The following is a 20,707-nucleotide window of genomic DNA, read 5'->3' as shown; positions in this document are numbered from 1 at the left end:
ACGCGAGGATGTGCCGCAACTGACGAGTGGTTCAGACCACTTGGCTCAGTCGGATTCTTGTTCTCGGCGATTCGGAGGGTCCAGATGGGGAGCAGCACTCCCGGCAGACCGCACCACCTCAGCAGACGCCGGTTCGGCGCCGCGGCGGTGGGTGCCCTGTCCGCGGTGACCGTGGCGGGCGACGCGATCGCGGCCACGGCCGGCGCGGCGGGGCGCGGCCACAGCCGCCCGGCCGGGCAGATGCGCGGCTCGTGGGTGGCGACGGTGGCGAACATCGACTGGCCGGTCCAGCAGGGCCTGAGCGCGGCCGAGCAGCAGCGTCAGTTGCTGGCCCGGCTCGACGAGGCGGCGGACCGGCGGATGAACACCGTCGTCTTCCAGGCCCGGCCGACGGCGGACGCGATGTGGCCGTCGCCGCACGAGCCGTGGTCGGAGTGGCTCTCCGGGACCCAGGGCGCCGACCCGGGCTGGGACCCGCTCGGCTTCGCCGTCCGCGAGGCCCACCGGCGCGGTCTCGAACTGCACGCCTGGTTCAACCCCTACCGGGTGCGCAACGACGCGCGCGCGGAGAAGCTGGTGCCCGAACACCCGGCGAACCGGCACCCCGACTGGGTCGTCCCGTACGGCGGCAAGATCTACTACGACCCGGGGGTGCCGGAGGTCCGCCGCTTCGTCCAGCGCTGCATCCTCGACGCCGTACGCCGCTACGACATCGACGCCGTGCACTTCGACGACTACTTCTACCCGTACCCGGTCGCGGGCCAGGAGTTCGCCGACGAGGAGACGTACCGGAAGTACGGCGGCGCCTTCGCGGACAAGGCCGACTGGCGGCGCAACAACGTCGACCTGCTGGTCGCGGAGCTGGGCCGGGCCATCAAGCGGACGAAGCCCAACGTGCAGTTCGGCGTCAGCCCGTTCGCGGTCTGGCGGAACGCGGCCACCGACCCCGAGGGCTCCGACACCCAGGCGGGCACGCAGACGTACGACAACCTCTACGCCGACACCCGTAAATGGGTGCGCGAAGGCTGGATCGACTACATCGTCCCGCAGGTGTACTGGAACATCGGCTTCGCGGTCGCCGACTACGCCAAGATCGTGCCCTGGTGGAACGACGTGGTCGCGGGCACCGGCGTCAACCTCTACATCGGCGAGGCGCTCTACAAGGTCGGCACCGCCGGCCAGCCCGCGGCCTGGTTCGACCCGGCGGAACTCTCCCGTCACCTGACGTTCTGCCAGGGCTACCCGGAGGTCCAGGGCAACATGTACTTCTCTGCGAAACTGCTGCCCCAGGACCCGCTGGGCGCGGTCAGCAGGCTCGTCGCCGACCACTACCGCGAGCCGGCCAGGCCGCCGCGCTGCTGACGGCGCGCCCGCCGGCCCCCGCCGTCCCGGCCGCACCGCCACCCGCGGCCGCGGACGTCAGCCCTGCCCGGACTCCCGGTCCCGATGCCGGACCACGGAGTCCGGGCCGGGTGACACCAGCGCCTCGTGGCCGTCGTCGAACCGCACCCGGTAGGGCGGTGCGCCGGCTGCGCCCATGACTTCGAGGATCTCCGCCGTCCGGTCCTCCTGACCAACGACACGGCCGTGCACACACAGCTTGTCGCCCACTTCAGCCTGCATCGGGTCGACCTCCTGTCCGGCTCGTCCCCAGATGATGGGGTCCGTGACGCCAGTTTAGGGGCGGGTGCCGCGCTTGGCTCCCGGAGAATTCCGGTGTACGGGCCATGCACCGCGTGCCAGGCTCTGCCCATGGCTCACGTACCCGCCCCGTACGAGGTCTCCACCGACCCCGCCCGCCTCGACCGCGCGCTCGTCCACCGCTGGCTGTCCACCGACGCGTACTGGGCGCTCGGCCGCAGCCGCGCGCAGCAGGACACCGCGATCGACCACTCCCTGAACTTCGGCGTCTACGCCCCGGAGGCAGCCGCCGCCGGCGGCGGCCCCCGCGGCGCGGGCGGGCAGGTCGCGTACGCCCGCGTCGTCACCGACCGCGCCACCTTCGCCTGGCTCTGCGACGTCTACGTGGCCCGCGAAGCCCGCGGCGCAGGCGTGGGCAGCGGCCTCGTCGCCGCCGTCCGCGACCACCTCGCGCCGTACCGGCTGCGCCGTGTCCTGCTGGCGACCGGCGACGCCCACGAGGTCTACGCGAGGCTCGGCTTCGAGCCGCTGGCGGATCCGACCCAGTGGATGGCTCTGGGCAGAGCCTGACGGGGCTCTTACCATCACCGCATGAACGTTCGTCTCACGCTGCTCGCCGCGGCCCGCAACTCCTCGCGGCTCGCGGAGCGCTTCGACGACGACCGGCCGCTGGACGCGGACGGCTGGGTGGCGGCCGAGCGCGCCGTTCCGGTGTTCTCCCCGCTGGCCGCAGCCGAGTTGCGGTACTGCTCGCCCACGCAGCGCTCCCGCGAGACGGGCCGGGTGCTCGGCCTCGCGCCGCTGGCCCAACTCGCGCTGCGCGACTGCGACATGGGCCGGTGGCGGGGGCGCACGCTGGAGGAGGTGATGATGACCGAGCCGCGCGACGTGGACGCCTGGCTCGCGGATCCGCACGCCGCCCCGCACGGGGGCGAGCCGCTGATCGCCTTCATCCAGCGGATAGGCGGCTGGCTGGACACCCGTCCGGTGGACGACGGCACCCACGTGCTCGCCGTCACCGAGCCCTCGATCATCCGCGCCGCGCTGGTCTACGCGCTGAAGGCGCCGCCCGTCTCGTACTGGCACATCGACGTGATGCCGCTGTCGGCGATCAGCCTGACGGGCCGCCCCGGGCGGTGGAGCCTGCACGTCGACAGTTGGGCGTGAGCGCCGGGGCGAGTGGACTGCGGGGCGCGGCGGGCGGATGATGTCGGGGCCATTGCCAACTCCCTACGGGTAGGTAAATCTACTGCCTGGTAGGTAGCCGCAGCACCGGGTGCGAGGAGCGAGACGCGATGAGCTCGTACGACGTGATCGTGATCGGTTCCGGCTTCGGCGGCTCGGTGGCCGCCCTGCGCCTGACCGAGAAGGGCTACAAGGTCGGCGTGCTGGAGGCCGGGCGCAGATTCGCCCGCGAGCAACTGCCCAAGAACTCCTGGCGGCTGCGCGACTACCTGTGGGCCCCCGCCCTCGGCCTCTACGGCATCCAGCGCATCCACCTCCTCAGCAACGTGATGGTGCTCGCCGGCGCCGGCGTGGGCGGCGGCTCCCTCAACTACGCCAACACCCTCTACGTGCCGCCGCCCGCCTTCTTCCGGGACCGGCAGTGGGGCCACATCACCGACTGGCAGGAGGAGTTGGCCCCCTACTACGACCAGGCGAAGCGGATGCTCGGCGTCCGGGAGAACCCCACGACCACCGAGGCGGACACGTACCTCAAGACCACCGCCGAGCGCATGGGTGCCGGCGACTCCTTCCGGCTCACCCCTGTCGGCGTCTTCTACGGCGACGGGCGCGACGCCGGCGGCGGGACCACGGCGGCTCCCGGCGAGACCGTGCCCGACCCGTACTTCGGCGGCGCGGGCCCGGAGCGTGCCGCGTGCCTGGAGTGCGGCTCGTGCATGACCGGCTGCCGCTACGGCGCGAAGAACACCCTGACGGAGAACTACCTCTATCTCGCCGAGCGGCGCGGCGCCGTCATCCACCCGCTGACCACCGTCGTCGACGTGCACGAGGCCGCCGGCGGTGGCTACGAGGTGACCACGGTGGCGACGAACAAGCGCCGCCGCGGCAAGCGGGAGGTGCTGCGCTGCGACCACGTGGTGGTCGCGGCGGGCACGTACGGCACCCAGACCCTGCTGCACCGCATGAAGTCCAGCGGCCGGCTGCCCGGACTCTCCCCGCGCCTCGGCGAGCTGACCCGCACCAACTCCGAGGCGCTGGTCGGCGCGGTGACCTTCCCGCGCACGTACCGCAAGAAGCGCGGCGCGGGCGAGCCGGACTTCACCAAGGGAGTGGCCATCACCTCCTCGATCCACCCCAACGACACCACGCACATCGAGAACGTGCGCTACGGCAAGGGCTCCAACGCGATGGCGCTGCTGTGCGTCCCGCAGTTCAAGCCCGCCGGGAAGCTGCCCAAGGCGCTGCGGGTGCTGGGCGCGTATCTGCGGCACCCGGTGCTGGTGGCGCGGACGGCCACGACGTACCGGTGGTCCGAGCGGACGATCATCGGGCTCGTCATGCAGACCCACGACAACTCGCTGACCACGTACCTGAAGGACAAGGGCCTCGGCAAGGGCCTGCTCACGGCCCGGCAGGGCCACGGGGCACCGAACCCGGTGCACCTCCCCGAGGGGGCGGAGGCGGCGCGGCAGCTCGCCGAGCAGATCGGCGGCCAGCCGGGCACGAACCTCGGCGAGCTGATGGGCAAGCCGCTGACGGCGCACTTCCTGGGCGGCTGCCCCATCGGCGAGGACGCGGAGCACGGCGTCATCGACCCGTACCACCGGCTGTACGGCCACCCGGGGATCTCGGTGGTGGACGGCTCGGCGGTCTCCGCGAACCTCGGCGTGAACCCGTCGCTGACGATCACGGCGCAGGCGGAGCGGGCGATGGCGCTGTGGCCCAACAAGGGCGAGAAGGACCCCCGCCCCGCGCAGAACGACCCCTACACCCGCCTCCGCCCGGTGCCCCCGCGGCAGCAGGCGGTGCCGGCGGGCGCGTTCGGCGCCCTGCTCCTCCCGATCCCGGAGGTCCCGCCGAAGAGCTGACCGGCCACATGTGCCACGCAGGACACGCTCTGAGTGGGCGGGTCGCGAGGTGATGTCCGTTTCCGGTTGGGGTTGGGGCAGGTTCGCTGGTGGAGCTGTGTCGGCTGTTGCTTCCTGGCGAAGTTGCCGGTGTCGGCCTCGGTGAGGATGTCGAGTTTGACCGGGCGTTTCAGCCTGGCGCGGGTGCCTTCGATGTTTCTTCGGCAGCAGTTCGTGGCCGGGAGCTTCGCAGACGTCCTTGGCCCGTAGCGGTCCGGTCGCGTGGTTGAAGGCGGCGAGGATGCGGGGGTAGTCCGGGTGCTCGGGCAGGTCCGGCGGGGAGGCGGGGAGCCGGTCGGCGAGGCCGGTGACGGTCTTGCGGGTGATCGCGAGGTGCTCCAGTTGTATCTCGGCTTCCCGTGACCGGGTCTGCAGGCCGTCGATCTGTGCGCGGAGGTCGTTGGCCAGGGTCCGGGCGGCGTCCTCCTGGAGGTCCAGGGCATCGAGCAGGGGCTGGATGTTCACGCTGCCACCGCGTTCGCCGCGCGCCAGGTGGGGGCGTTCGTGGCGGTGCTGCTGCCGATGGCGGGGGCGGCCCTGGTCGGCGCGGCGGTGGCGGGCAGGCTGCGTAGGCCCTCTGCTCCCGAAGCCGCCACGAAATGACAAGCAGTTCCCTGCAGTGGTTCAGTGTCACGCGTGAGTGGGTCCTGTCGACGCTCCTCCCGCCCGCGGGCGGCCTGCCTCGGTGTCCGAGTAGCCCAGCGAGCCGATGCCATGCGGCGCCCCGCAGTCAGGTGTAGGTGTACCGAGTGGGGGACGTGGCCGTGGCTCCGGTGGAGGTCGTCGCGACCACCGTCACGGGGCCGGGCGTGGACGTCGCAGGGGTGACCGCCTGCACCTTGATGTCGGACATGACCTTGACCAAGAGGGCCGGGACGCCGCCGAAGGTGACGCTGGTGACCTGGGACAGGAACGTGCCGTTGAGGTTCACGACGCGGCCTCCCGTGCGCGGCCCGGAGGTGGGGCTGATGCTGGTGATGGTGGGACCGCCGAGGTAGGTGTAGGAAAGGCTGTTGGAGGTGCCTCCCGGGCTGACCATGTAGACGGGGACGGTGTGGGCAAGGGTCGACGGCGGGACGGTCACGGTGAGCTGGGTGTCCGACAGGACGGTGGTGGGCACCTCGGCGGTGCCGAACCGTACGGTCTTGAGCCCGACGAACCGTAACCCGGTGAGGGTGATGGTGTTTCCCCCGCTCATCGACCCGGAGGTGGCCGAGAGCTGGTTCACGACGGGCCGCTGGCGGTAGTAGTAGTAGCCGACGATCGCCGTTCCGCCGCTGGCGGTCACGATGACCGGTACGGCTGATCGGATGGTGGAAGGGGCGGTCGCGGTCAGCGTGGTGTCGCTGATCACGGCGAAGTCCGTGGCCTGCCGGGCCCCGAAGCGGACGGAGGTCGTCCCGAGGAAGCCCCGGCCTTCGATGATCAAGGTCGTTCCGCCGCCCCGGGGGCCGGTGTTGGGGGAGATGCTGGCGGGCCTTCTCAGGACGCCGACCGTGTTGCCGCCGTGGTCGACGACATACAGATATCCGCCGTCCGGTGTGGTTGCCACCTTGTGGGGTCCGGCGAATCCCGGGATGGTTTCGCTGACGCTGTTGCTGCTCGGGTTGATCACCGTCAGCGAGCCCGCGCCGGTCATGGACGCGTAGATGAGCGTCCCGTCCGGGGAGGCGGTCAGATAGGCGGGGATGCTCGCGACGGTGATGGTGTCGATGACGGCGTTGGTGGCCGTGCTGATGACACTCACCTTGCGGGAACCGGAGTTCGCCACGTACACACGGGTCCCGTTGGGCGTGGCGGCCACGCCCAGGGGCGCTTGGAAGCCGGTCACGGTGGCCACCACGGTGTTGCCCACCGTGCCGATCACGCTCACGGTGCCGTCGGTGGAGTTGCTGACGTAGGCCCGCAGCCCGTCGGGCCTGACGGTGATGGCCTGGGGGCCGTTTCCCACGGTGATGGTGCCGGTGACGGTGTTGGTGGCCGTGCTGATGACACTCACGGTGCCGGCACCCGAGTTCGCCACGTATACACGGGTCCCGTCGGGGGTGACGGCCAGCCCGCGCGGAGCGTTGAGGCCGCTGACGGTACCGGCGAGAGCGCCGGTGGCCGTGTTGACGACGGCGACGGTTCCCGAGCCGGGCATGGTCACGTAGACGTACCGGCCGTCGGGGGTGACCGCCGCGGCCCACGGGCCGGCCCCCACACCGATGGTGGTGACGACGGCGTCCGTGGCGGTGTCGATCACGCTCAACGTGTTGCTGCCCGAGTTGGTCACATAGGCGCGCAGCCCGTCGGGCCGCATGGCCACGGAGTGGGGCGCCGATCCCACCGGGATCGCGCTGACGCCGTCCACCAGGGGCAGGGCGGCGGACGAGGAACTCCCGGACTTCCCGGTTTCTGGCGGTGCTTGACCGACTGACATTGCCGACTCCTCTCGACCGGACTCCCGAATTCGGTGAGTTCAGAGCGAGTTGAGGATTTCACGCCCTGCAGTCCCGGTAACCTGGGGCCCCTGAACTCAGGGGTCGATTCCGTGTGTTCCCCTGACCCTCCCATCCGTCGCGACCCTGCATAAGTGGTCAACCGAAGCGCCCGGGTGCATATTTTGGCAGAGGGAAGCAATTCATCTTGTAGTATTTACCACTCATTACATCATGTGCGCTCTAGCACATTCGTGGAATCTCCGCTTCAGTTGTGTGTACAAGGACGCCCTGCGTGAGGAATCCCATCCCACTGAAATGGCGCCGACATCACGGCCATTCGTACCCCCGCAAGCAGGGCCGCCATCCCGGAGAAGCAGACACCCAGCGCGAAGGAGAAGGCCCATGGTCACTCTGAACCCGAATCAGGGACCCACCTCGGGTGGTAACCAGGTCGTCATCACCGGGACGAATCTCGCGGGCGCCACCAGCGTGAAGTTCGGCTCCAAGTCGGCCACCTTCACGGTCGACAGCGACACCCGTATCACCGCTGTGGCGCCCTCGAACAACGCTGCGGTCCAGGTCGTCGTCACCACGCCGGGCGGAACGGCCCCGGGCTGGTACTACTACATCACGGCACCGGCCAAATCGAGCCTCAGTGCGACCACCGGGCCGCTCGACGGCATCCCCGTCACCCTCAACGGTTCGAGCCTGCAGACCGCCACGTCGATGTCCTTCGGCTCCAACACCGCCATTCCCACCGTGGTGAACGACACTAGGCTGAACGTCCAGGTGCCGGCCGTGACCACCCCCCAGACCGTCCCGGTCAGCGTCACGACCAAGGGCGGCACGACCAACGGGCTCACCTTCACCTATCTGGGCGCTCCGACGGTGACCAGCATGAACCCCGTCACCGGACCGGACTACGGCGGCACGGCGTCCACCATCATCGGCACCAACTTCAGCGAAGTCGTGGACGTGTCGTACGGCCCCGACCCGACCGCCTACAACATCATCGACGACAGCACCATCGTCGCCTACTCCCCGGGCGGCACGGGCATAGTCACAGTCACCCTCACCAGCGCGGGGGGCAGCGACTCCTCGCAGTCATTCACCTACACCGTCACCCCCGGCTGAGCCGGCCGAATGGGCGCTGAGCCTGCGAGCCCGCCCGCGGAACCGGGTCACACAGGCCCGGTTCCGCACACGACTGTTCGGCGGTGGCTGTCTTTGTGGGTGGTTCGTGAGTCTTTGAGTGGATCTGCTGTCGCCTGATGGTGTGGCGCCGGGGCCGCATCTGCCGGTCCGCGGGTGGTGATCCGGTGATGTGTCCGGGTGAGTGAGTGCGTGCCGTACCGAGTGACTTATCGGATGCGCAGTGGGCGTTGATCGAGCCGGTGATGACCGCGTGGAAGGACCGGCACCGCTCGGTCAGTGGCCACCAGGACGCCTACGCCATGCGGGAGATCGTGAACGCGATCCTCTACCAGGGGCGGACCGGCTGCCGGTGGGCCTGTCTCCCGCACGACCTGCCCCAGAAGAGCGCGGCCTACTCCTACTTCGCCGCCTGGTGGGACGACGGGACTGACCAGGTCATCCACGAACTCCTGCGCTGCCAGGTCTGTGAACGCGCCCGGCGATGAGAGGATCCGGCCCAGAAGATGTGGCGCATCGACCGCACCGCCGACTACGGCGCCCCGCTCGGCGACGCGATCGCGCACTACGGGCGGATCGCGAAGACCCCTGCACATCCTGCGCCTGGCCGACGAGCCTGGCTACCGTCGGCAGATCAAGGTGCAGGCCAACCGCCAGGAGGGCCGCCACGCGCTGACCCGGAAGATCTTCCACGGGAAGCAGGGCCAGCTCTACCAGCGCTACCAGGACGGCATGGAGGACCAGATCGGCGCCCTGGGCCCTGGTTCTCAACGCGCTCGTACTGTTCAACACCAGGTACATGGACGCAGCGGTGAACCAGTTGCGCGCGGACGGCTTCGATGTCCGTGACGAGGATGTAGCCCGTCTCTCGCCGTTCGTGCGGCACCACATCAACATGCTCGGCCGGTGCTCGTTCCTACTGCCCGAGATGCCCGGCGGACTGCGGCCGCTGCGCGACCCGGAGCGGGCCGAGGTGTGAGCAGAGGCGAGGGAGCGGCTCCGAGCACTGCCGCCCCCTCGCCGGTCAGACCGGGGCGTTCTTCTGCTCGACCGTTCGGCGCCGGGCATCCCCCGGCTGTCGGGCTGGGCTTACTTGCCGGCGATGCTCCACGTACCGTCGCCGTCCTCGGCGTTGCTGCCAAGGGCGGTCCACTCGGCGTCGTCGAGGCCGAGGGCCGCGCGGAGGTAGGCGGAGATCGCGTCGGCGAGGAGGACGACGCGGGCGGGGTCCTCGTCGGTGGTCTCGGCGACCCTTTCGCCGGCGATGCCGCCCATGGTGTGCTCGGCCTCGGCGATGGTGAGCAGGCTCTTGGGGGCCGGGCTGAGGTGGTAGGCGTCGGTGAACCACTCCGGCCCCCGGGTGGAGAGCTGCGACTGGTCCTTTCCGCCCGCGATGACCAGGGCCGGGGTGACCATGGTGGAGAAGTCCGGCTTCATGAACGGGAGGTTCTCGGCGGCGAACGGGGTAAGGCTGTCGCCGGTTCCGGTCGCGGCGATCAGCGCGCCCGCCGACACCGCGGAGTGGGAGAAGTCCTCGCCGGGAACGTTGTCGGCGTCGAGTACGCGGGCACCGAGGAGGGCGCCCGCGGTCTGGGCGCCCCAGGAGTGGCCGACCACGGCGGTGCGTTCACGGTCGACGCGGGTCTCCAGGCCGGCCTGGGCCAGGATGTCGCCGAGGTTGTCGAGGATCGCGTGGAGATCGGCTATCCGCACGCGCCAGATGGTGGCGAAGCGCGGGTCGTCCCAGCCGATGGCGTTGCGGCGGGAGTCCAGATGGGTGGGCTGCACCACGACGAATCCGGCGGCGGCCCACCGGTCGACGAGGGGCTCGTACCCGTCCAGGGACCACGCGTTGCCGTGGGAGAAGACGATCACGGGCAGGTTCTGGCCCGACCGGGGGGCGGTGACCTTCACCTGCAGGTCGATGCCGCGGCCAGGTGCGGGAACGGGGATGGGCTTGACCGAGACGATCTGGTGACCGAGGGGGCGGGAGGACATGGGGGACCTGTGCTTTCTCTGCGGAGCGGCTCTGCCATACTTTGGCGGAGCGCTGTTCCGCCAAATTTAGCGGAACATTGTTCCGCGAGCAAAGGGAGCCATCCGTGCCAGAGTCGGTCGGGGTACGCCAAGCACAGGCGCAGCGCACCCGCAGCGGCGTACTGGAGGCTGCTGCGGCGGTCTTCGTCGAGCAGGGCGTCCAGGCGCCTGTCCGTGACATCGCCGAACGCGCCGGCGTCGGTGTCGGCACGGTCTACCGGAACTTCCCGACCCGCGCGGACCTCGTCACCGCCGTCTATCGGCACCAGATCGACGCCTGCGCCGCTCTCGCGCCCCGACTCCTTGAGGAGTCCGCCTCGCCGTTCACCGCCCTGACCCTGTGGACGGACGTGTTCGTGGACTTCCTGGTGACCAAGCACGGCCTCGGCGCGGCACTGGGGTCCGGAGATCCGGGACTGGAGAACCTCCACGCCCTCATGCTCGACACCCTGGTCCCGGCCTGCACGACGCTGCTGGACGCCTGCGCCGCCGACGACGAACTACGCCCCGGTGTCACCGCCTACACGCTCATGCGCGCCATCGGAAACCTCTGCATCACCGGCCCCGACTACGATCAGGCCGACGCCAAGCGCATGATCGCCCTCCTCCTCACCGGATGTCGCAACACGGCATGACAACAGGCCCGGCGCCCGTGCCGCCCACACCCGCTACGCCGGTCTCTGTCCACTGCGCAAAGTCGCAACGTGGACCACGGCTGCATCCACTGCCCGCCACTGGTAGCGGCGCCCTGGAGGGCGCCCGCGCGCGTCCTGGCCCGTCACACCACTGTTCCACCTCGTCCGCGGCGCCCGCACATCAGCGACCGGGCGAGGTGGCGGTGGTTCAAGGCGAGCCGCGGCCGATCAGCGCCGGGCGTCGCCTGGGGCCAGCAGACTGGTGACGCCCGCGATGGCCTCCGGCGAGGGCTTGAAGTAGCGGCGGACGTTCTCGGCCTTCTTGTGCCGGGACTGGGCCATCAGCATCAGCTCGGAGGCGCCCTGCTCGCCGAAAGTGGGTCAGGCCGGAGTGGCGGTACGGACGGTCAGCGCCTTCCCGGCCAGCAGTTGCACGACGGTGGGCGCCGCTTCCCCCCTTGCCGCGGATAACAGGGCCGCTTCACGTACGGCCCGGAGAACGTCACCGCAGGTGACGGATCAAACTCCCGCAGATAATAGGGCGTTATCCGTGGAACAACATCACACCCGTCCCGCGACCGACGTCCCGTCAGCCGCCGATCAGGAACGACGAGGGCTTAGCGCCGGTTTACGTTCCGATGTTCCTCGACCCCCGTAACGGCCCCGCCGCACCGACCGCTTCCGCCAGATCGGGCCGCGGAATGTAGGCGGTCGCGATCCACGGCAGGTCGTCCTCCGGCCCGGCGGCCAGCACCGGAGCCGTGAACGCCCCGCCCACCGCCCGCGCCGCCGCCAGCTCCCGTGCGAACCGCCGCCGGAACTCCCCCTGCCGCGCCAGATGCGGATGCAGGACCTTCACCGCCACCGCCCGCCCACCCGGCGACCGGCCCAGGAACACCTCGCCCATCCCGCCGGCACCCAGCCGGCCCCGCAGCCCGAACCGCCCCCCTCTCCGGGTCCCCGGCCCTCAGCGGCTCCACCCCGGCCCCCCTCCCCACCCCGGCACCCACGGCCCGGCGCCCACGTCCGGCGCCCCCACGCAGGTTACGTTCCCCCGGCTCTCGCCGTGGCCGGCCGGGCAGTCGGAAGCGCATCGAAGGGGAAGACCGGGATCCGGTCTCCATCCGGCGGGACCGGTACCGTCGAATATTCTTTGCATAGCTCTGCTGTCATCCGTATAGTCATGCTGAGACGAGGAGGAGCGGATGACCGTGCAGGTGGCAGTGGCCGGGGCGAGCGGGTATGTGGGCGGGGAGCTGCTTCGGGTGCTGCTGGGGCATCCCGGGGTCGAGATCGGGGCTCTCACCGCCCACGCCAACGCCGGGCGGCCCCTCGGCGACATACAGCCGCACCTCGCGCCCCTCGCCGAGCGGGAGCTGGCCGAGACCGCGCCCGGCGTGCTCGCCGGGCACGACGTCGTGTTCCTCGCGCTGCCGCACGGGCAGTCCGCCGCCGTGGCGGCGGAGCTCGGCGAGGGCGTGCTCGTCGTCGACTGCGGCGCCGACCACCGGCTCGCCGACGCCGCCGACTGGGAGCGGTTCTACGGCACGCCGCACGCCGGCACCTGGCCGTACGGGCTGCCCGAGCTGCCCGGGCACCGCGACGCCCTCCACGGGGTCCGGCGCATCGCGGTTCCCGGGTGCTACCCGACCGCCGTCTCCCTCGGCCTCTTCCCCGCGTACGCCGCCGGGCTCGCCGAGCCGGAGGCCGTCGTCGTCGCCGCCTCCGGCACCTCCGGCGCCGGCAAGGCGCTCAAGCCGCACCTGCTGGCCAGCGAGGTGATGGGCTCCATGAGCCCGTACGGCGTCGGCGGCGGGCACCGGCACACGCCGGAGATCGGCCAGAACCTCAGCGCCGTCGCGGGGGAGCCGGTCACGGTCTCCTTCACCCCGACCCTCGCCCCGATGCCCCGCGGCATCCTCGCCACCAGCACGGCGCGGGCCCGCCCCGGCACCACGGCGGAGGCGGTGCGCGCCGCGTACGAGAAGGCGTACCAGGGCGAGCCGTTCGTCCGGCTGCTGCCGCCCGGGCAGTGGCCCGCCACCGGCGCGGTCACCGGCTCCAACACCGCGCTGCTACAGGTCGCGTACGACGAGAGCGCCCGGCGCATCATCGCCGTCAGCGCCATCGACAACCTCACCAAGGGCACCGCCGGCGGCGCGGTGCAGAGCATGAACATCGCCCTCGGACTCCCCGAGGAGCTGGGGCTTTCTACGACAGGAGTGGCACCTTGAGCGTCACGGCAGCCAAAGGGTTCACGGCGGCGGGCATCGCCGCCGGGATCAAGGAGAACGGCAACCCGGACCTGGCCCTCGTGGTCAACGAGGGGCCCCGCCGCGCCGCCGCCGGGGTCTTCACCGCCAACCGCGTCAAGGCCGCCCCGGTCGTCTGGTCCGAGCAGGTGGTCAAGGGCGGCGAGGTGTCCGCGGTGATCCTCAACTCCGGCGGCGCCAACGCCTGCACCGGACCCCGCGGCTTCCAGGACACCCACGCCACCGCCGAGCGCGTCGCCGAGGTGCTCGGCCACAGTGCCGCGGAGGTCGCCGTGGCCTCCACCGGGCTGATCGGCATGCTGCTGCCGATGGACAAGCTGCTGCCCGGCGTCGGCCTGGCCGCGGCGGAGCTGTCCGCGCACGGCGGCGAGAAGGCCGCCATCGCCATCAAGACCACGGACAGCGTGCACAAGACCGCCGTCGTCACCGCCGGCGGCGACGGCGCGGCCTGGACCGTGGGCGGCATGGCCAAGGGCGCGGGCATGCTCGCGCCCGGGCTGGCGACCATGCTCGTCGTCCTCACCACCGACGCCGACGTGCCCGCCGCCGATCTCGACGCCGCGCTGCGCGCCGCGACCCGCACCACCTTCGACCGCGTCGACTCCGACGGCGCCATGTCCACCAACGACACCGTGCTGCTGCTGGCCTCCGGCGCCAGCGGGGTCCGGCCGCCGCAGCCGGAGTTCGCCGAGGCGGTACGGGCCGTCTGCGACAGCCTCGGCCGGCAGCTGATCGCCGACGCCGAGGGCGCCAGCAAGGAGATCAAGGTCGAGGTCGTGGGCGCGGCCGGCGAGAACGACGCCGTGGAGGTCGGCCGCTCCATCGCCCGCAACAACCTCCTCAAGTGCGCCATCCACGGCGAGGACCCCAACTGGGGCCGGGTGCTGGCCTCGATCGGCACCACCTCCGCCGCCTTCGAGCCGGACCGGCTGAACGTCGCGATCAACGGCGTGTGGGTGTGCAAGAACGGCTCGTTCGGCGAGGACCGCGACCTGGTCGACATGCGCTACCGCGAGGTCCACATCGTGGCGGACCTCGCGGCAGGCGATGCCGAAGCGGTGATCTGGACCAACGACCTGACGGCCGACTACGTCCACGAGAACAGCGCGTACAGCTCATGACGACCACCTCCGCGCCCGCCGCGGCACCGGCCACCCCCACCCGCAAGCACACCGCCCTGCCCAAGGCCCGCACGCTCATCGAGGCGCTGCCCTGGCTCACCCGCCACCACGGCAAGGTCGTCGTGGTCAAGTTCGGCGGCAACGCCATGGTCGACGACGACCTGAAGCGCGCCTTCGCCCAGGACGTCGTCTTCCTGCGGCACGCGGGGCTGCGGCCCGTCGTCGTGCACGGCGGCGGCCCGCAGATCAGCGCGCAGCTCGACCGGCACGGCCTGGCCAGCGAGTTCCGCGCCGGGCTGCGGGTGACGACGCCGGAGGCGATGGCCGTCGTACGGATGGTGCTCGCCGGGCAGGTGCAGCGCGAGCTGGTCGGCCTGCTCAACGAGCACGGCCCCTTCGCCGTCGGCCTGACCGGCGAGGACGCGCACACCATCACCGCCACCCGGCACCGCCCGCTGGTCGACGGCGAGCCGGTCGACATCGGCCGGGTCGGCGAGGTCACCGACATCGACACCGGCGCGATAGAGGCGCTGCTCGCGGACGGCCGTATCCCGGTCGTCTCCTCCGTCGCCCGCTCCGCCGACGAGTCCGACGCGGCCGGCGAGGTCTTCAACGTCAACGCCGACACCGCCGCCGCCGCGCTGGCCGCCGCGCTCGGCGCGGAGACCCTGATGGTCCTCACCGACGTCGAGGGCCTGTACGAGAACTGGCCGGACAGCGACGAGGTCATCAGCCGGCTCACCGCCGGCGAGCTGGAGCGGCTGCTGCCCGACCTGGCCAGCGGCATGGTCCCGAAGATGGAGGGCTGCCTGTACGCGGTGCGCCACGGCGTGCACACCGCGCGGGTCATCGACGGCCGGGTGCCGCACTCCATCCTGCTGGAGATCTTCACGGACGAGGGCATCGGCACGATGGTCGTGCCGGACGCGGAAGGGTCTGCGACATGAGCGGCACGGGCGGCGGCACGGGCGGCGGTGGCGTGAGCGGCAACGCGGAGCTGACGGAGCGCTGGCAGGGCGCGCTGATGGACAACTACGGCACCCCGCGCCTGCCCCTCGTCCGCGGCGCGGGCGCGAAGCTGTGGGACGCCGACGGCAACGAGTACCTGGACTTCGTCGGCGGCATCGCCGTCACCTCCCTCGGCACCGCCCACCCGGCGGTCGTCGAGGCCGTCTCCAGGCAGATCGCCACGCTCGGCCACGTCTCCAACCTGTACGTCGCCGAGCCCCCGGTGGCGCTCGCCGAGCGGCTCCTCGAACTCGCCGGCCGGCCCGGCCGGGCGTTCTTCGCCAACTCCGGCGCGGAGGCGGTGGAGGCCGCGTTCAAGATCGGCCGGCTGACGGGCCGTACGCACATGGTGGGGACCGAGGGCGGCTTCCACGGCCGCACCATGGGCGCCCTGGCGCTGACCGGGCAGCCCGGCAAGCAGGAGGGCTTCGGCCCGCTGCCGGGCGAGGTCACGCACGTCCCGTACGGGGACGCGGAGGCGCTGCGCGCCGCGGTGACCGAGGAGACCGCGCTGGTGATCATCGAGCCGGTGCAGGGCGAGAACGGCGTCGTCGTACCGCCGGACGGCTATCTGGCCGCGGCCCGCGAGATCACCAGGGCCGCCGGCGCGCTGCTGGTGCTGGACGAGGTGCAGACGGGCATCGGGCGTACGGGCCACTGGTTCGCCGCGCAGGCGCAGGGTGTGGAGGCGGACGTCGTCACCCTCGCCAAGGGCCTCGGCGGCGGCCTGCCGATCGGCGCCACGCTGGCCTTCGGGCCCGCCGCCGACCTCTTCACCCCCGGAAGGCACGGCTCCACCTTCGGCGGCAACCCGGTCGCCTGCGCCGCCGCGCTGGCGGTGCTGGACGTGATCGCGGCCGACGGGCTGCTGGCGCAGGTCAAGCGGGTGGGGGAGCGGCTGCGGGACGGAATCGGCCGACTCGGGCACCCGCTGGTCGACCATGTGCGAGGCGCGGGTCTGCTGCTCGGTATGGTGCTCACCGAGGCCGCCGCGCCGCAGGTGCAACAGACGGCCCAGGCAGCGGGATTCCTGGTCAACGCGGTGGCGCCGGACGTGATCCGGCTCGCCCCGCCGCTGATCCTCGGCGAGGCGGAGGCGGACGCCCTGCTTGCCGCACTGCCGGCCGTGCTCGACGCGGCGGGTCCCGCAGCCTAGCCCCGACGAGCCGGAGAGTGACATGTCCGAGGAGCACAACGGTCCCGCCGTGCCGCACACGCGCACGGCGCGCCACCGCAGGATCGTCGACATCCTGAACCGGCAGCCGGTCCGCTCGCAGAGCCAACTGGCCAAACTCCTCGCCGACGACGGCCTGACGGTGACGCAGGCGACGCTCTCCCGGGACCTCGACGAGCTGGGCGCGGTCAAGATCCGCAACACGGGCGGCGAACTGATCTACGCCGTCCCCTCGGAGGGCGGCTTCCGCACCCCGCAGGTGCCGCTGGGCGAGTCGGCGAAGGAGGAGCGCATGGCGCGGCTCGCCGGCGAACTGCTCATCTCGGCGGAGGCGTCGGCGAACATCGTCGTGCTCCGCACGCCGCCGGGCGCGGCGCAGTTCCTCGCGTCGGCGATCGACGCGGCGGAGCTGACGCCGATCCTCGGCACGATCGCGGGGGACGACACCCTGATGGTGATCAGCCGCGACCCCTCGGGCGGCCAGTCCCTGGCCGACCACCTCCTGAAACTCGCCGAACGCGAACGCTGACCCCCTGCGGGCGGCGGGGCGGAGCCTTCGGGCTGTCTGTACCGGTGGTGTGGGCGGCGGGGTGCCGGGCGCGCGGCCTGGAAGGGGCGCGGGGGTGGGGCTTTCGAGGCTGTCCGCGCCGGGTGGCGACGGTAGCGGGGTGTGGGGCGCAGCCCCGCGGGGGTACGGGTGCGGAGCCCCGGGTTCTCCGTGGGTACGCGGCTCTGGCCGGGCGGTGCCGCGGGTAGTGCGGCGTGGGGGCGCGGGTACCGGCGAGTAGGCGCGGAGCCCGAGGTCGTCCGCGTCGGAGGCGTGGGCAGCGGATCCGGGGCGCAGCCGGTCGTCGGACCGCTCCCGTACACTCGAAAACCTGGACAGATGTCCAGCTAGTTTCCCCCGCATGCAGAAGGGCGGACGATGACCTACGTGCTGCTGATCGGTGCCATCCTCAGCGAGGTGACGGCAACCGTCGCGCTGCGGCTCTCCGAGGGCTTCTCGAAGATCCTCCCGTCGATCGTCGTGGTCGTCGGCTACATCACCGCCTTCACCCTCCTCAGCCTGGTGCTCAAACGCGGCATGTCCATGGGCATCGCGTACGGAATCTGGGCCGCCGCCGGCGTCGCGCTCGTGGCGCTCATCGGCGCCGCCTTCCTCGGCGACGGCCTCACCGGCGTCCAGATCGGCGGGCTCGTACTCGTCGCCGCAGGCGTCGTCGCGCTGGAGGTCGGCGGTGCGCACTGAGACCGGCGCCGCCGACGGGCGCGTGCAGCGCGGGCAGGAGCGGCGGCGGCTGCTGCTCGCCGCCACCGTCCGCGTCATCGGCCGCGGCGGCGTCGCCGCCGTGACGCACCGGGCCGTCGCCGCCGAGGCGGGCGTGCCCAAGTCGGTGGCCACGTACCACTTCCCGGCCGTCGCCGACCTGCTCGCCGCGGCGCTCAGCGACAGCGTCGACGCCTACGCGACCGCGCTGGCCGGCGCGCTGCCCGAGTCGTACGACACCGCCGATCTGGGCCGGCATCTGGCCGCGTATCTGGACGAGCACGGCGCGCGCTGCGCGGCGGAGTTCGACCTGTACCTCTACGCCGCCCGCCACCCCGAGCTGCGCCCCGTCCTGGGCCGCTGGCACGACCTGCTGGCCGGGATCGCCGGCCGGTTCACCAGCGATCCGGTCGCCATCACCGCGTTCGCGGCCGCGCTCGACGGGCTCAGCCTGCAGTCGCTCCTACGGGACGAGCCGCTGACCGCCGCCGAGATCCAGCAGGTCGTCGACCACGTCCTGCACCGCCGCTGAACCACGGCGGTGCCGGCCGGGCTCAACTGCCCCGTGCCTCCCGCCACTCGTGGCTCAGCAGCGACCAGACCTCCAGGTCGCGCCGCTTGCCCGCCATCTCGAACCGGCTGCGCAGCGTGCCCTCGTGGCTCATGCCCAGGCGCCTGGCGACCGCGATGCTGGCCTTGTTCGCCGGGTCGACCAGCCACTCCACCCGGGACAGGCCGCGTACGTCCACCGCCCACTCGATCATCCGCCGGGACGCCTCGGTGACCAGTCCGCGCCCCTGCGCCTCGGGCGCCAGCCAGGCGCCCAGCTCGCAGGAGCCCTCCGCGGTGTCGAAGAGCCGGTAGATCATGCCGCCGACCAGTTCGCCGTGCAGCCGGATGGCGAACATCCGGCCGGCGTCGCGGGCCTGCTTGTCGGCGTACGCCTGGAGGAAGCGGCGGGCGCCAGCTTCGTCGGTGACGTCGTGCGCCCAGGGCAGCCACGGCTCCAGGTGCGCCCGGTTCCGGTCGGTGAACGCGGTGAGCTCCGCGGCCTGCCACGGCTCCAGCGTGGTCAGTTCCGCGCCTTCGGCCAGGGGTGTGCTCAGCATCGGTGCGGCTCTTTTCTCGGTCACTGGGTGGGTGGCAGCGGCAGCGGAAGCCCGGGCAGCCCGTCGATGCTGGCCGCGATGTGCTCCTTCTTGCGGAAGTACGCGTCCAGCCCGGCGTCGTCCTCCCGCGCGAAGCGCCGGCCGTGCAGGTCGCGGTCGGCTTCGTAGGTCATGAAAGGCACAGCGTAACCGCAGGTGTCGCGGATCAGTTCGGCGGTCACGACGACGACCGCCCGCAGTCCGTGCCGGGACGGGTCGACGGCGGGGAAGTGCCCGAGCAGGGCGGGGAAGCGGGGGTCGTCGCGGAAGACGGCCTCACCGCTGCCGTGCACCCGCACGATGTTCGGCGGGCCCTCGAAGGCGCACCACATCAGCGTGATCCTGCCGTTCTCCCGCAGGTGCGCGATGGTCTCGGCGTTGCTGCCGGCGAAGTCGAGGTACGCCACGGTGCGCTCGTCGAGGACGGCGAACGAGCCCGTCAGCCCCTTCGGCGAGAGGTTCACCGTGCCGTCCGCCGCCAGCGGCGCGGTCGCCGTGAAGAACATGTGCTGCGCCTCGATGAAGGCGCGCAGCCGGCCGTCGATGCGTTCGTACGTTTTCCCCATGCGCCGAGTGTGCGGCGCGGTACGGCCGCGGCGCGCGGAGTTTCGCAGTGCGAGACCGCGTACCGCGCCCCGCGGCGTCACCGTGCCACGGTGCCGCGCGCCGTCACAGCCGGGTGATCACGGTACGGGTGAACTCCTCCGTGCTCGCCGAGCCCCCCAGGTCCGGGGTGCGGACGTCGGTGGCGGCGAGCGTCGCGGCGATGGCGTCGACCACCTCCGCGCCGGCCCGCTCGTGGCCGAGGTGGTCGAGCATCAGCGCCGCCGACCAGATGGCGCCGATCGGGTCGGCGATCCCGCGGCCCGCGATGTCCGGCGCGGAGCCGTGCACCGGCTCGAACATCGAGGGGTACGTGCCCTCGGGATTGAGGTTCGCCGACGGCGCGATGCCGATGGAGCCGGCGACGGCGGCGGTGAGGTCGCTGAGGATGTCGCCGAAGAGGTTGGAGGCGACGATCACGTCGAACCGCCCGGGGTCGAGGACGACCTTGGCGCACAACGCGTCGATGTGCTCCTGGTCCCACGCCACCTTCGGGTGGTCCGCGGCCCGTTCGCGTACCAGCTCGTCCCAGAACGGCATGGTGTGCACGATGCCGTTGGACTTGGTCGCCGAGGTGAGCCGGCCGGTGCGGCGGCCGGCGAGGCCGAAGGCGTAGTCGAGGACGCGCGTGACGCCGGCCCGGGTGAAGACCGCCTCCTGCACCGCCATCTCCTCCGGGAAGCCGCGGTGCAGCCGGCCGCCGATCTCGCTGTACTCGCCCTCGGTGTTCTCGCGCACCACCACCAGGTCGACGTCGCCGGGGCCCGCGGCCCGCAGCGGGCTCTCCATGCCCTCGAAGACGCGCACGGGCCGGAGGTTCACGTACTGCCGGAAGGCCCGGCGGATGGGGATGAGCAGTCCCCACAGCGAGATGTGGTCCGGCACGCCCGGCGCGCCCACAGCGCCCAGGAACACCGCGTCGTACGCGCGCAGCCGCTCGATGCCGTCCTCCGGCATCATCGCGCCCTCGCGCTGGTAGCGGGCGCAGGACCAGTCGAGGTGCGTGTACGCGAACTCCACCCCGTGCCGCCGGCCGACGGCGTCCAGCACCTCCAGTGCGGCGGGCGTGACCTCCTGCCCGATGCCGTCTCCGGGGATGATCGCGATCCGATGTGTTGTCATGACCCTTCCCC

Annotated in this window: 19 protein-coding genes and 4 pseudogenes; 15 read left to right on the top strand and 8 right to left on the bottom strand. The window is 71.7% G+C overall.

Annotation, left to right across the window (positions count from 1 at the left end; all coding sequences use genetic code 11):
* Positions 1-84 precede the first annotated feature (84 nt).
* Entirely contained in the window at positions 85-1,362 is a 1,278-nt protein-coding gene (locus OG946_RS04940) for a glycoside hydrolase family 10 protein (protein ID WP_442814265.1), read from the top strand.
* A 57-nt stretch (positions 1,363-1,419) separates the two neighbouring features.
* Here OG946_RS04940 and OG946_RS04935 read toward each other — a convergent pair whose 3' ends face one another.
* Positions 1,420-1,623, bottom strand: a complete 204-nt coding sequence (locus OG946_RS04935; RefSeq protein ID WP_326794926.1) for a DUF1918 domain-containing protein — start codon at positions 1,621-1,623, stop codon at positions 1,420-1,422.
* Positions 1,624-1,752: 129 nt separating this feature from the next.
* Here OG946_RS04935 and OG946_RS04930 point away from each other — a divergent pair, with 129 nt between their 5' ends.
* From OG946_RS04930 to OG946_RS04920, 3 genes are all read left to right on the top strand, one after another.
* A complete protein-coding gene (locus OG946_RS04930) occupies positions 1,753-2,211 on the top strand; it encodes a GNAT family N-acetyltransferase (protein WP_326794925.1) in 459 nt (152 codons plus the stop codon).
* A gap of 21 nt (positions 2,212-2,232) precedes the next feature.
* Positions 2,233-2,808, top strand: coding sequence for a histidine phosphatase family protein (locus OG946_RS04925; protein ID WP_326794924.1), 576 nt, complete (start codon positions 2,233-2,235; stop codon positions 2,806-2,808).
* 128 nt (positions 2,809-2,936) lie between these two features.
* Positions 2,937-4,694, top strand: a complete 1,758-nt coding sequence (locus tag OG946_RS04920) for a GMC family oxidoreductase (protein ID WP_326794923.1) — start codon at positions 2,937-2,939, stop codon at positions 4,692-4,694.
* A 769-nt stretch (positions 4,695-5,463) separates the two neighbouring features.
* On the opposite strand, the gene OG946_RS04915 is transcribed toward OG946_RS04920, so the two are convergent.
* Positions 5,464-7,155 (bottom strand): IPT/TIG domain-containing protein, encoded by a 1,692-nt coding sequence (locus OG946_RS04915; protein ID WP_326794922.1) that lies wholly within the window; start codon positions 7,153-7,155, stop codon positions 5,464-5,466.
* 403 nt (positions 7,156-7,558) lie between these two features.
* On the opposite strand from OG946_RS04915, the gene OG946_RS04910 reads away from it, so the two are divergent.
* From OG946_RS04910 to OG946_RS04900, 3 genes and pseudogenes are all read left to right on the top strand, one after another.
* A complete protein-coding gene (locus OG946_RS04910) occupies positions 7,559-8,290 on the top strand; it encodes an IPT/TIG domain-containing protein (protein WP_326794921.1) in 732 nt (243 codons plus the stop codon).
* A 206-nt stretch (positions 8,291-8,496) separates the two neighbouring features.
* Positions 8,497-8,793 (top strand): annotated as a pseudogene (locus OG946_RS04905) (transposase); the annotation flags it as partial.
* Positions 8,794-8,802: 9 nt separating this feature from the next.
* Positions 8,803-9,287 (top strand): annotated as a pseudogene (locus tag OG946_RS04900) (Tn3 family transposase); the annotation flags it as partial.
* A gap of 110 nt (positions 9,288-9,397) precedes the next feature.
* Here OG946_RS04900 and OG946_RS04895 read toward each other — a convergent pair.
* Positions 9,398-10,306: an alpha/beta hydrolase family protein gene (locus OG946_RS04895; RefSeq protein WP_326794920.1), complete on the bottom strand. Its 909-nt coding sequence runs from the start codon at positions 10,304-10,306 to the stop codon at positions 9,398-9,400.
* 104 nt (positions 10,307-10,410) lie between these two features.
* Between OG946_RS04895 and OG946_RS04890 the strand changes: the two genes are divergently transcribed.
* Positions 10,411-10,980, top strand: coding sequence for a TetR/AcrR family transcriptional regulator (locus tag OG946_RS04890; RefSeq protein ID WP_326794919.1), 570 nt, complete (start codon positions 10,411-10,413; stop codon positions 10,978-10,980).
* Positions 10,981-11,208: 228 nt separating this feature from the next.
* Here OG946_RS04890 and OG946_RS04885 read toward each other — a convergent pair.
* Together OG946_RS04885 and OG946_RS04880 are read right to left on the bottom strand one after the other, a co-directional pair.
* A pseudogene (locus OG946_RS04885) lies at positions 11,209-11,380 on the bottom strand (site-specific integrase); the annotation flags it as partial.
* Between the two features lie 255 nt (positions 11,381-11,635).
* Positions 11,636-11,960, bottom strand: a pseudogene (locus tag OG946_RS04880) (Hsp70 family protein); the annotation flags it as partial.
* 225 nt (positions 11,961-12,185) lie between these two features.
* Here OG946_RS04880 and argC point away from each other — a divergent pair.
* The 7 genes from argC (at position 12,186) to OG946_RS04845 (ending at position 18,355) form a co-directional block, all read left to right on the top strand.
* Entirely contained in the window at positions 12,186-13,214 is a 1,029-nt protein-coding gene (gene argC, locus OG946_RS04875) for an N-acetyl-gamma-glutamyl-phosphate reductase (protein ID WP_326794918.1), read from the top strand.
* Complete coding sequence (argJ, locus tag OG946_RS04870) at positions 13,211-14,374, top strand: bifunctional glutamate N-acetyltransferase/amino-acid acetyltransferase ArgJ (protein WP_326794917.1); 1,164 nt, start codon at positions 13,211-13,213, stop codon at positions 14,372-14,374. Before argC ends, argJ begins: the two co-directional genes overlap by 4 nt.
* The gene (gene argB / locus OG946_RS04865; protein ID WP_326794916.1) at positions 14,371-15,321 is read left to right on the top strand and encodes an acetylglutamate kinase; all 951 of its coding nucleotides are present in this window, start codon (positions 14,371-14,373) and stop codon (positions 15,319-15,321) included. Before argJ ends, argB begins: the two co-directional genes overlap by 4 nt.
* Complete coding sequence (locus OG946_RS04860; RefSeq protein ID WP_326794915.1) at positions 15,318-16,538, top strand: acetylornithine transaminase; 1,221 nt, start codon at positions 15,318-15,320, stop codon at positions 16,536-16,538. Before argB ends, OG946_RS04860 begins: the two co-directional genes overlap by 4 nt.
* Positions 16,539-16,560: 22 nt before the next feature.
* The gene (locus OG946_RS04855; RefSeq protein ID WP_101425469.1) at positions 16,561-17,085 is read left to right on the top strand and encodes an arginine repressor; all 525 of its coding nucleotides are present in this window, start codon (positions 16,561-16,563) and stop codon (positions 17,083-17,085) included.
* 396 nt (positions 17,086-17,481) lie between these two features.
* Entirely contained in the window at positions 17,482-17,805 is a 324-nt protein-coding gene (locus tag OG946_RS04850) for a DMT family transporter (protein WP_326794914.1), read from the top strand.
* Positions 17,795-18,355, top strand: coding sequence for a TetR/AcrR family transcriptional regulator (locus tag OG946_RS04845; RefSeq protein ID WP_326794913.1), 561 nt, complete (start codon positions 17,795-17,797; stop codon positions 18,353-18,355). The genes OG946_RS04850 and OG946_RS04845 overlap by 11 nt, the downstream gene beginning before the upstream one ends.
* A gap of 22 nt (positions 18,356-18,377) precedes the next feature.
* Here the strand turns inward: OG946_RS04845 and OG946_RS04840 are convergent, their stop codons facing one another.
* The 3 genes from OG946_RS04840 to OG946_RS04830 form a co-directional block, all read right to left on the bottom strand.
* Entirely contained in the window at positions 18,378-18,932 is a 555-nt protein-coding gene (locus OG946_RS04840) for a GNAT family N-acetyltransferase (protein ID WP_326794912.1), read from the bottom strand.
* Positions 18,933-18,952: 20 nt separating this feature from the next.
* Entirely contained in the window at positions 18,953-19,537 is a 585-nt protein-coding gene (locus OG946_RS04835) for a pyridoxamine 5'-phosphate oxidase family protein (RefSeq protein ID WP_326794911.1), read from the bottom strand.
* A 103-nt stretch (positions 19,538-19,640) separates the two neighbouring features.
* Positions 19,641-20,696: a tartrate dehydrogenase gene (locus tag OG946_RS04830; RefSeq protein WP_326794910.1), complete on the bottom strand. Its 1,056-nt coding sequence runs from the start codon at positions 20,694-20,696 to the stop codon at positions 19,641-19,643.
* Positions 20,697-20,707: the final 11 nt, after the last annotated feature.

This window comes from Streptomyces sp. NBC_01808 (assembly GCF_035917395.1).
In the GTDB taxonomy this organism is placed as follows: Bacteria; Actinomycetota; Actinomycetes; order Streptomycetales; family Streptomycetaceae; genus Streptomyces.
Note: the sequence above shows the minus strand (reverse complement) of the source record. Positions and strands in the feature narration are given on the sequence as shown.

Coding starts and splice junctions, on each gene's coding strand:
- OG946_RS04920 (WP_326794923.1), top strand. CDS start 2,937: ATGAGCTCGTACGACGTGATCGTGATCGGTTCCGGCTTCGGCGGCTCG.
- argC (WP_326794918.1), top strand. CDS start 12,186: ATGACCGTGCAGGTGGCAGTGGCCGGGGCGAGCGGGTATGTGGGCGGG.
- OG946_RS04850 (WP_326794914.1), top strand. CDS start 17,482: ATGACCTACGTGCTGCTGATCGGTGCCATCCTCAGCGAGGTGACGGCA.
- argB (WP_326794916.1), top strand. CDS start 14,371: ATGACGACCACCTCCGCGCCCGCCGCGGCACCGGCCACCCCCACCCGC.
- OG946_RS04915 (WP_326794922.1), bottom strand. CDS start 7,155: ATGTCAGTCGGTCAAGCACCGCCAGAAACCGGGAAGTCCGGGAGTTCC.
- OG946_RS04860 (WP_326794915.1), top strand. CDS start 15,318: ATGAGCGGCACGGGCGGCGGCACGGGCGGCGGTGGCGTGAGCGGCAAC.
- OG946_RS04835 (WP_326794911.1), bottom strand. CDS start 19,537: ATGGGGAAAACGTACGAACGCATCGACGGCCGGCTGCGCGCCTTCATC.
- OG946_RS04940 (WP_442814265.1), top strand. CDS start 85: ATGGGGAGCAGCACTCCCGGCAGACCGCACCACCTCAGCAGACGCCGG.
- OG946_RS04895 (WP_326794920.1), bottom strand. CDS start 10,306: ATGTCCTCCCGCCCCCTCGGTCACCAGATCGTCTCGGTCAAGCCCATC.
- OG946_RS04910 (WP_326794921.1), top strand. CDS start 7,559: ATGGTCACTCTGAACCCGAATCAGGGACCCACCTCGGGTGGTAACCAG.
- OG946_RS04830 (WP_326794910.1), bottom strand. CDS start 20,696: ATGACAACACATCGGATCGCGATCATCCCCGGAGACGGCATCGGGCAG.
- OG946_RS04840 (WP_326794912.1), bottom strand. CDS start 18,932: ATGCTGAGCACACCCCTGGCCGAAGGCGCGGAACTGACCACGCTGGAG.
- OG946_RS04925 (WP_326794924.1), top strand. CDS start 2,233: ATGAACGTTCGTCTCACGCTGCTCGCCGCGGCCCGCAACTCCTCGCGG.
- OG946_RS04930 (WP_326794925.1), top strand. CDS start 1,753: ATGGCTCACGTACCCGCCCCGTACGAGGTCTCCACCGACCCCGCCCGC.
- OG946_RS04855 (WP_101425469.1), top strand. CDS start 16,561: ATGTCCGAGGAGCACAACGGTCCCGCCGTGCCGCACACGCGCACGGCG.
- OG946_RS04935 (WP_326794926.1), bottom strand. CDS start 1,623: ATGCAGGCTGAAGTGGGCGACAAGCTGTGTGTGCACGGCCGTGTCGTT.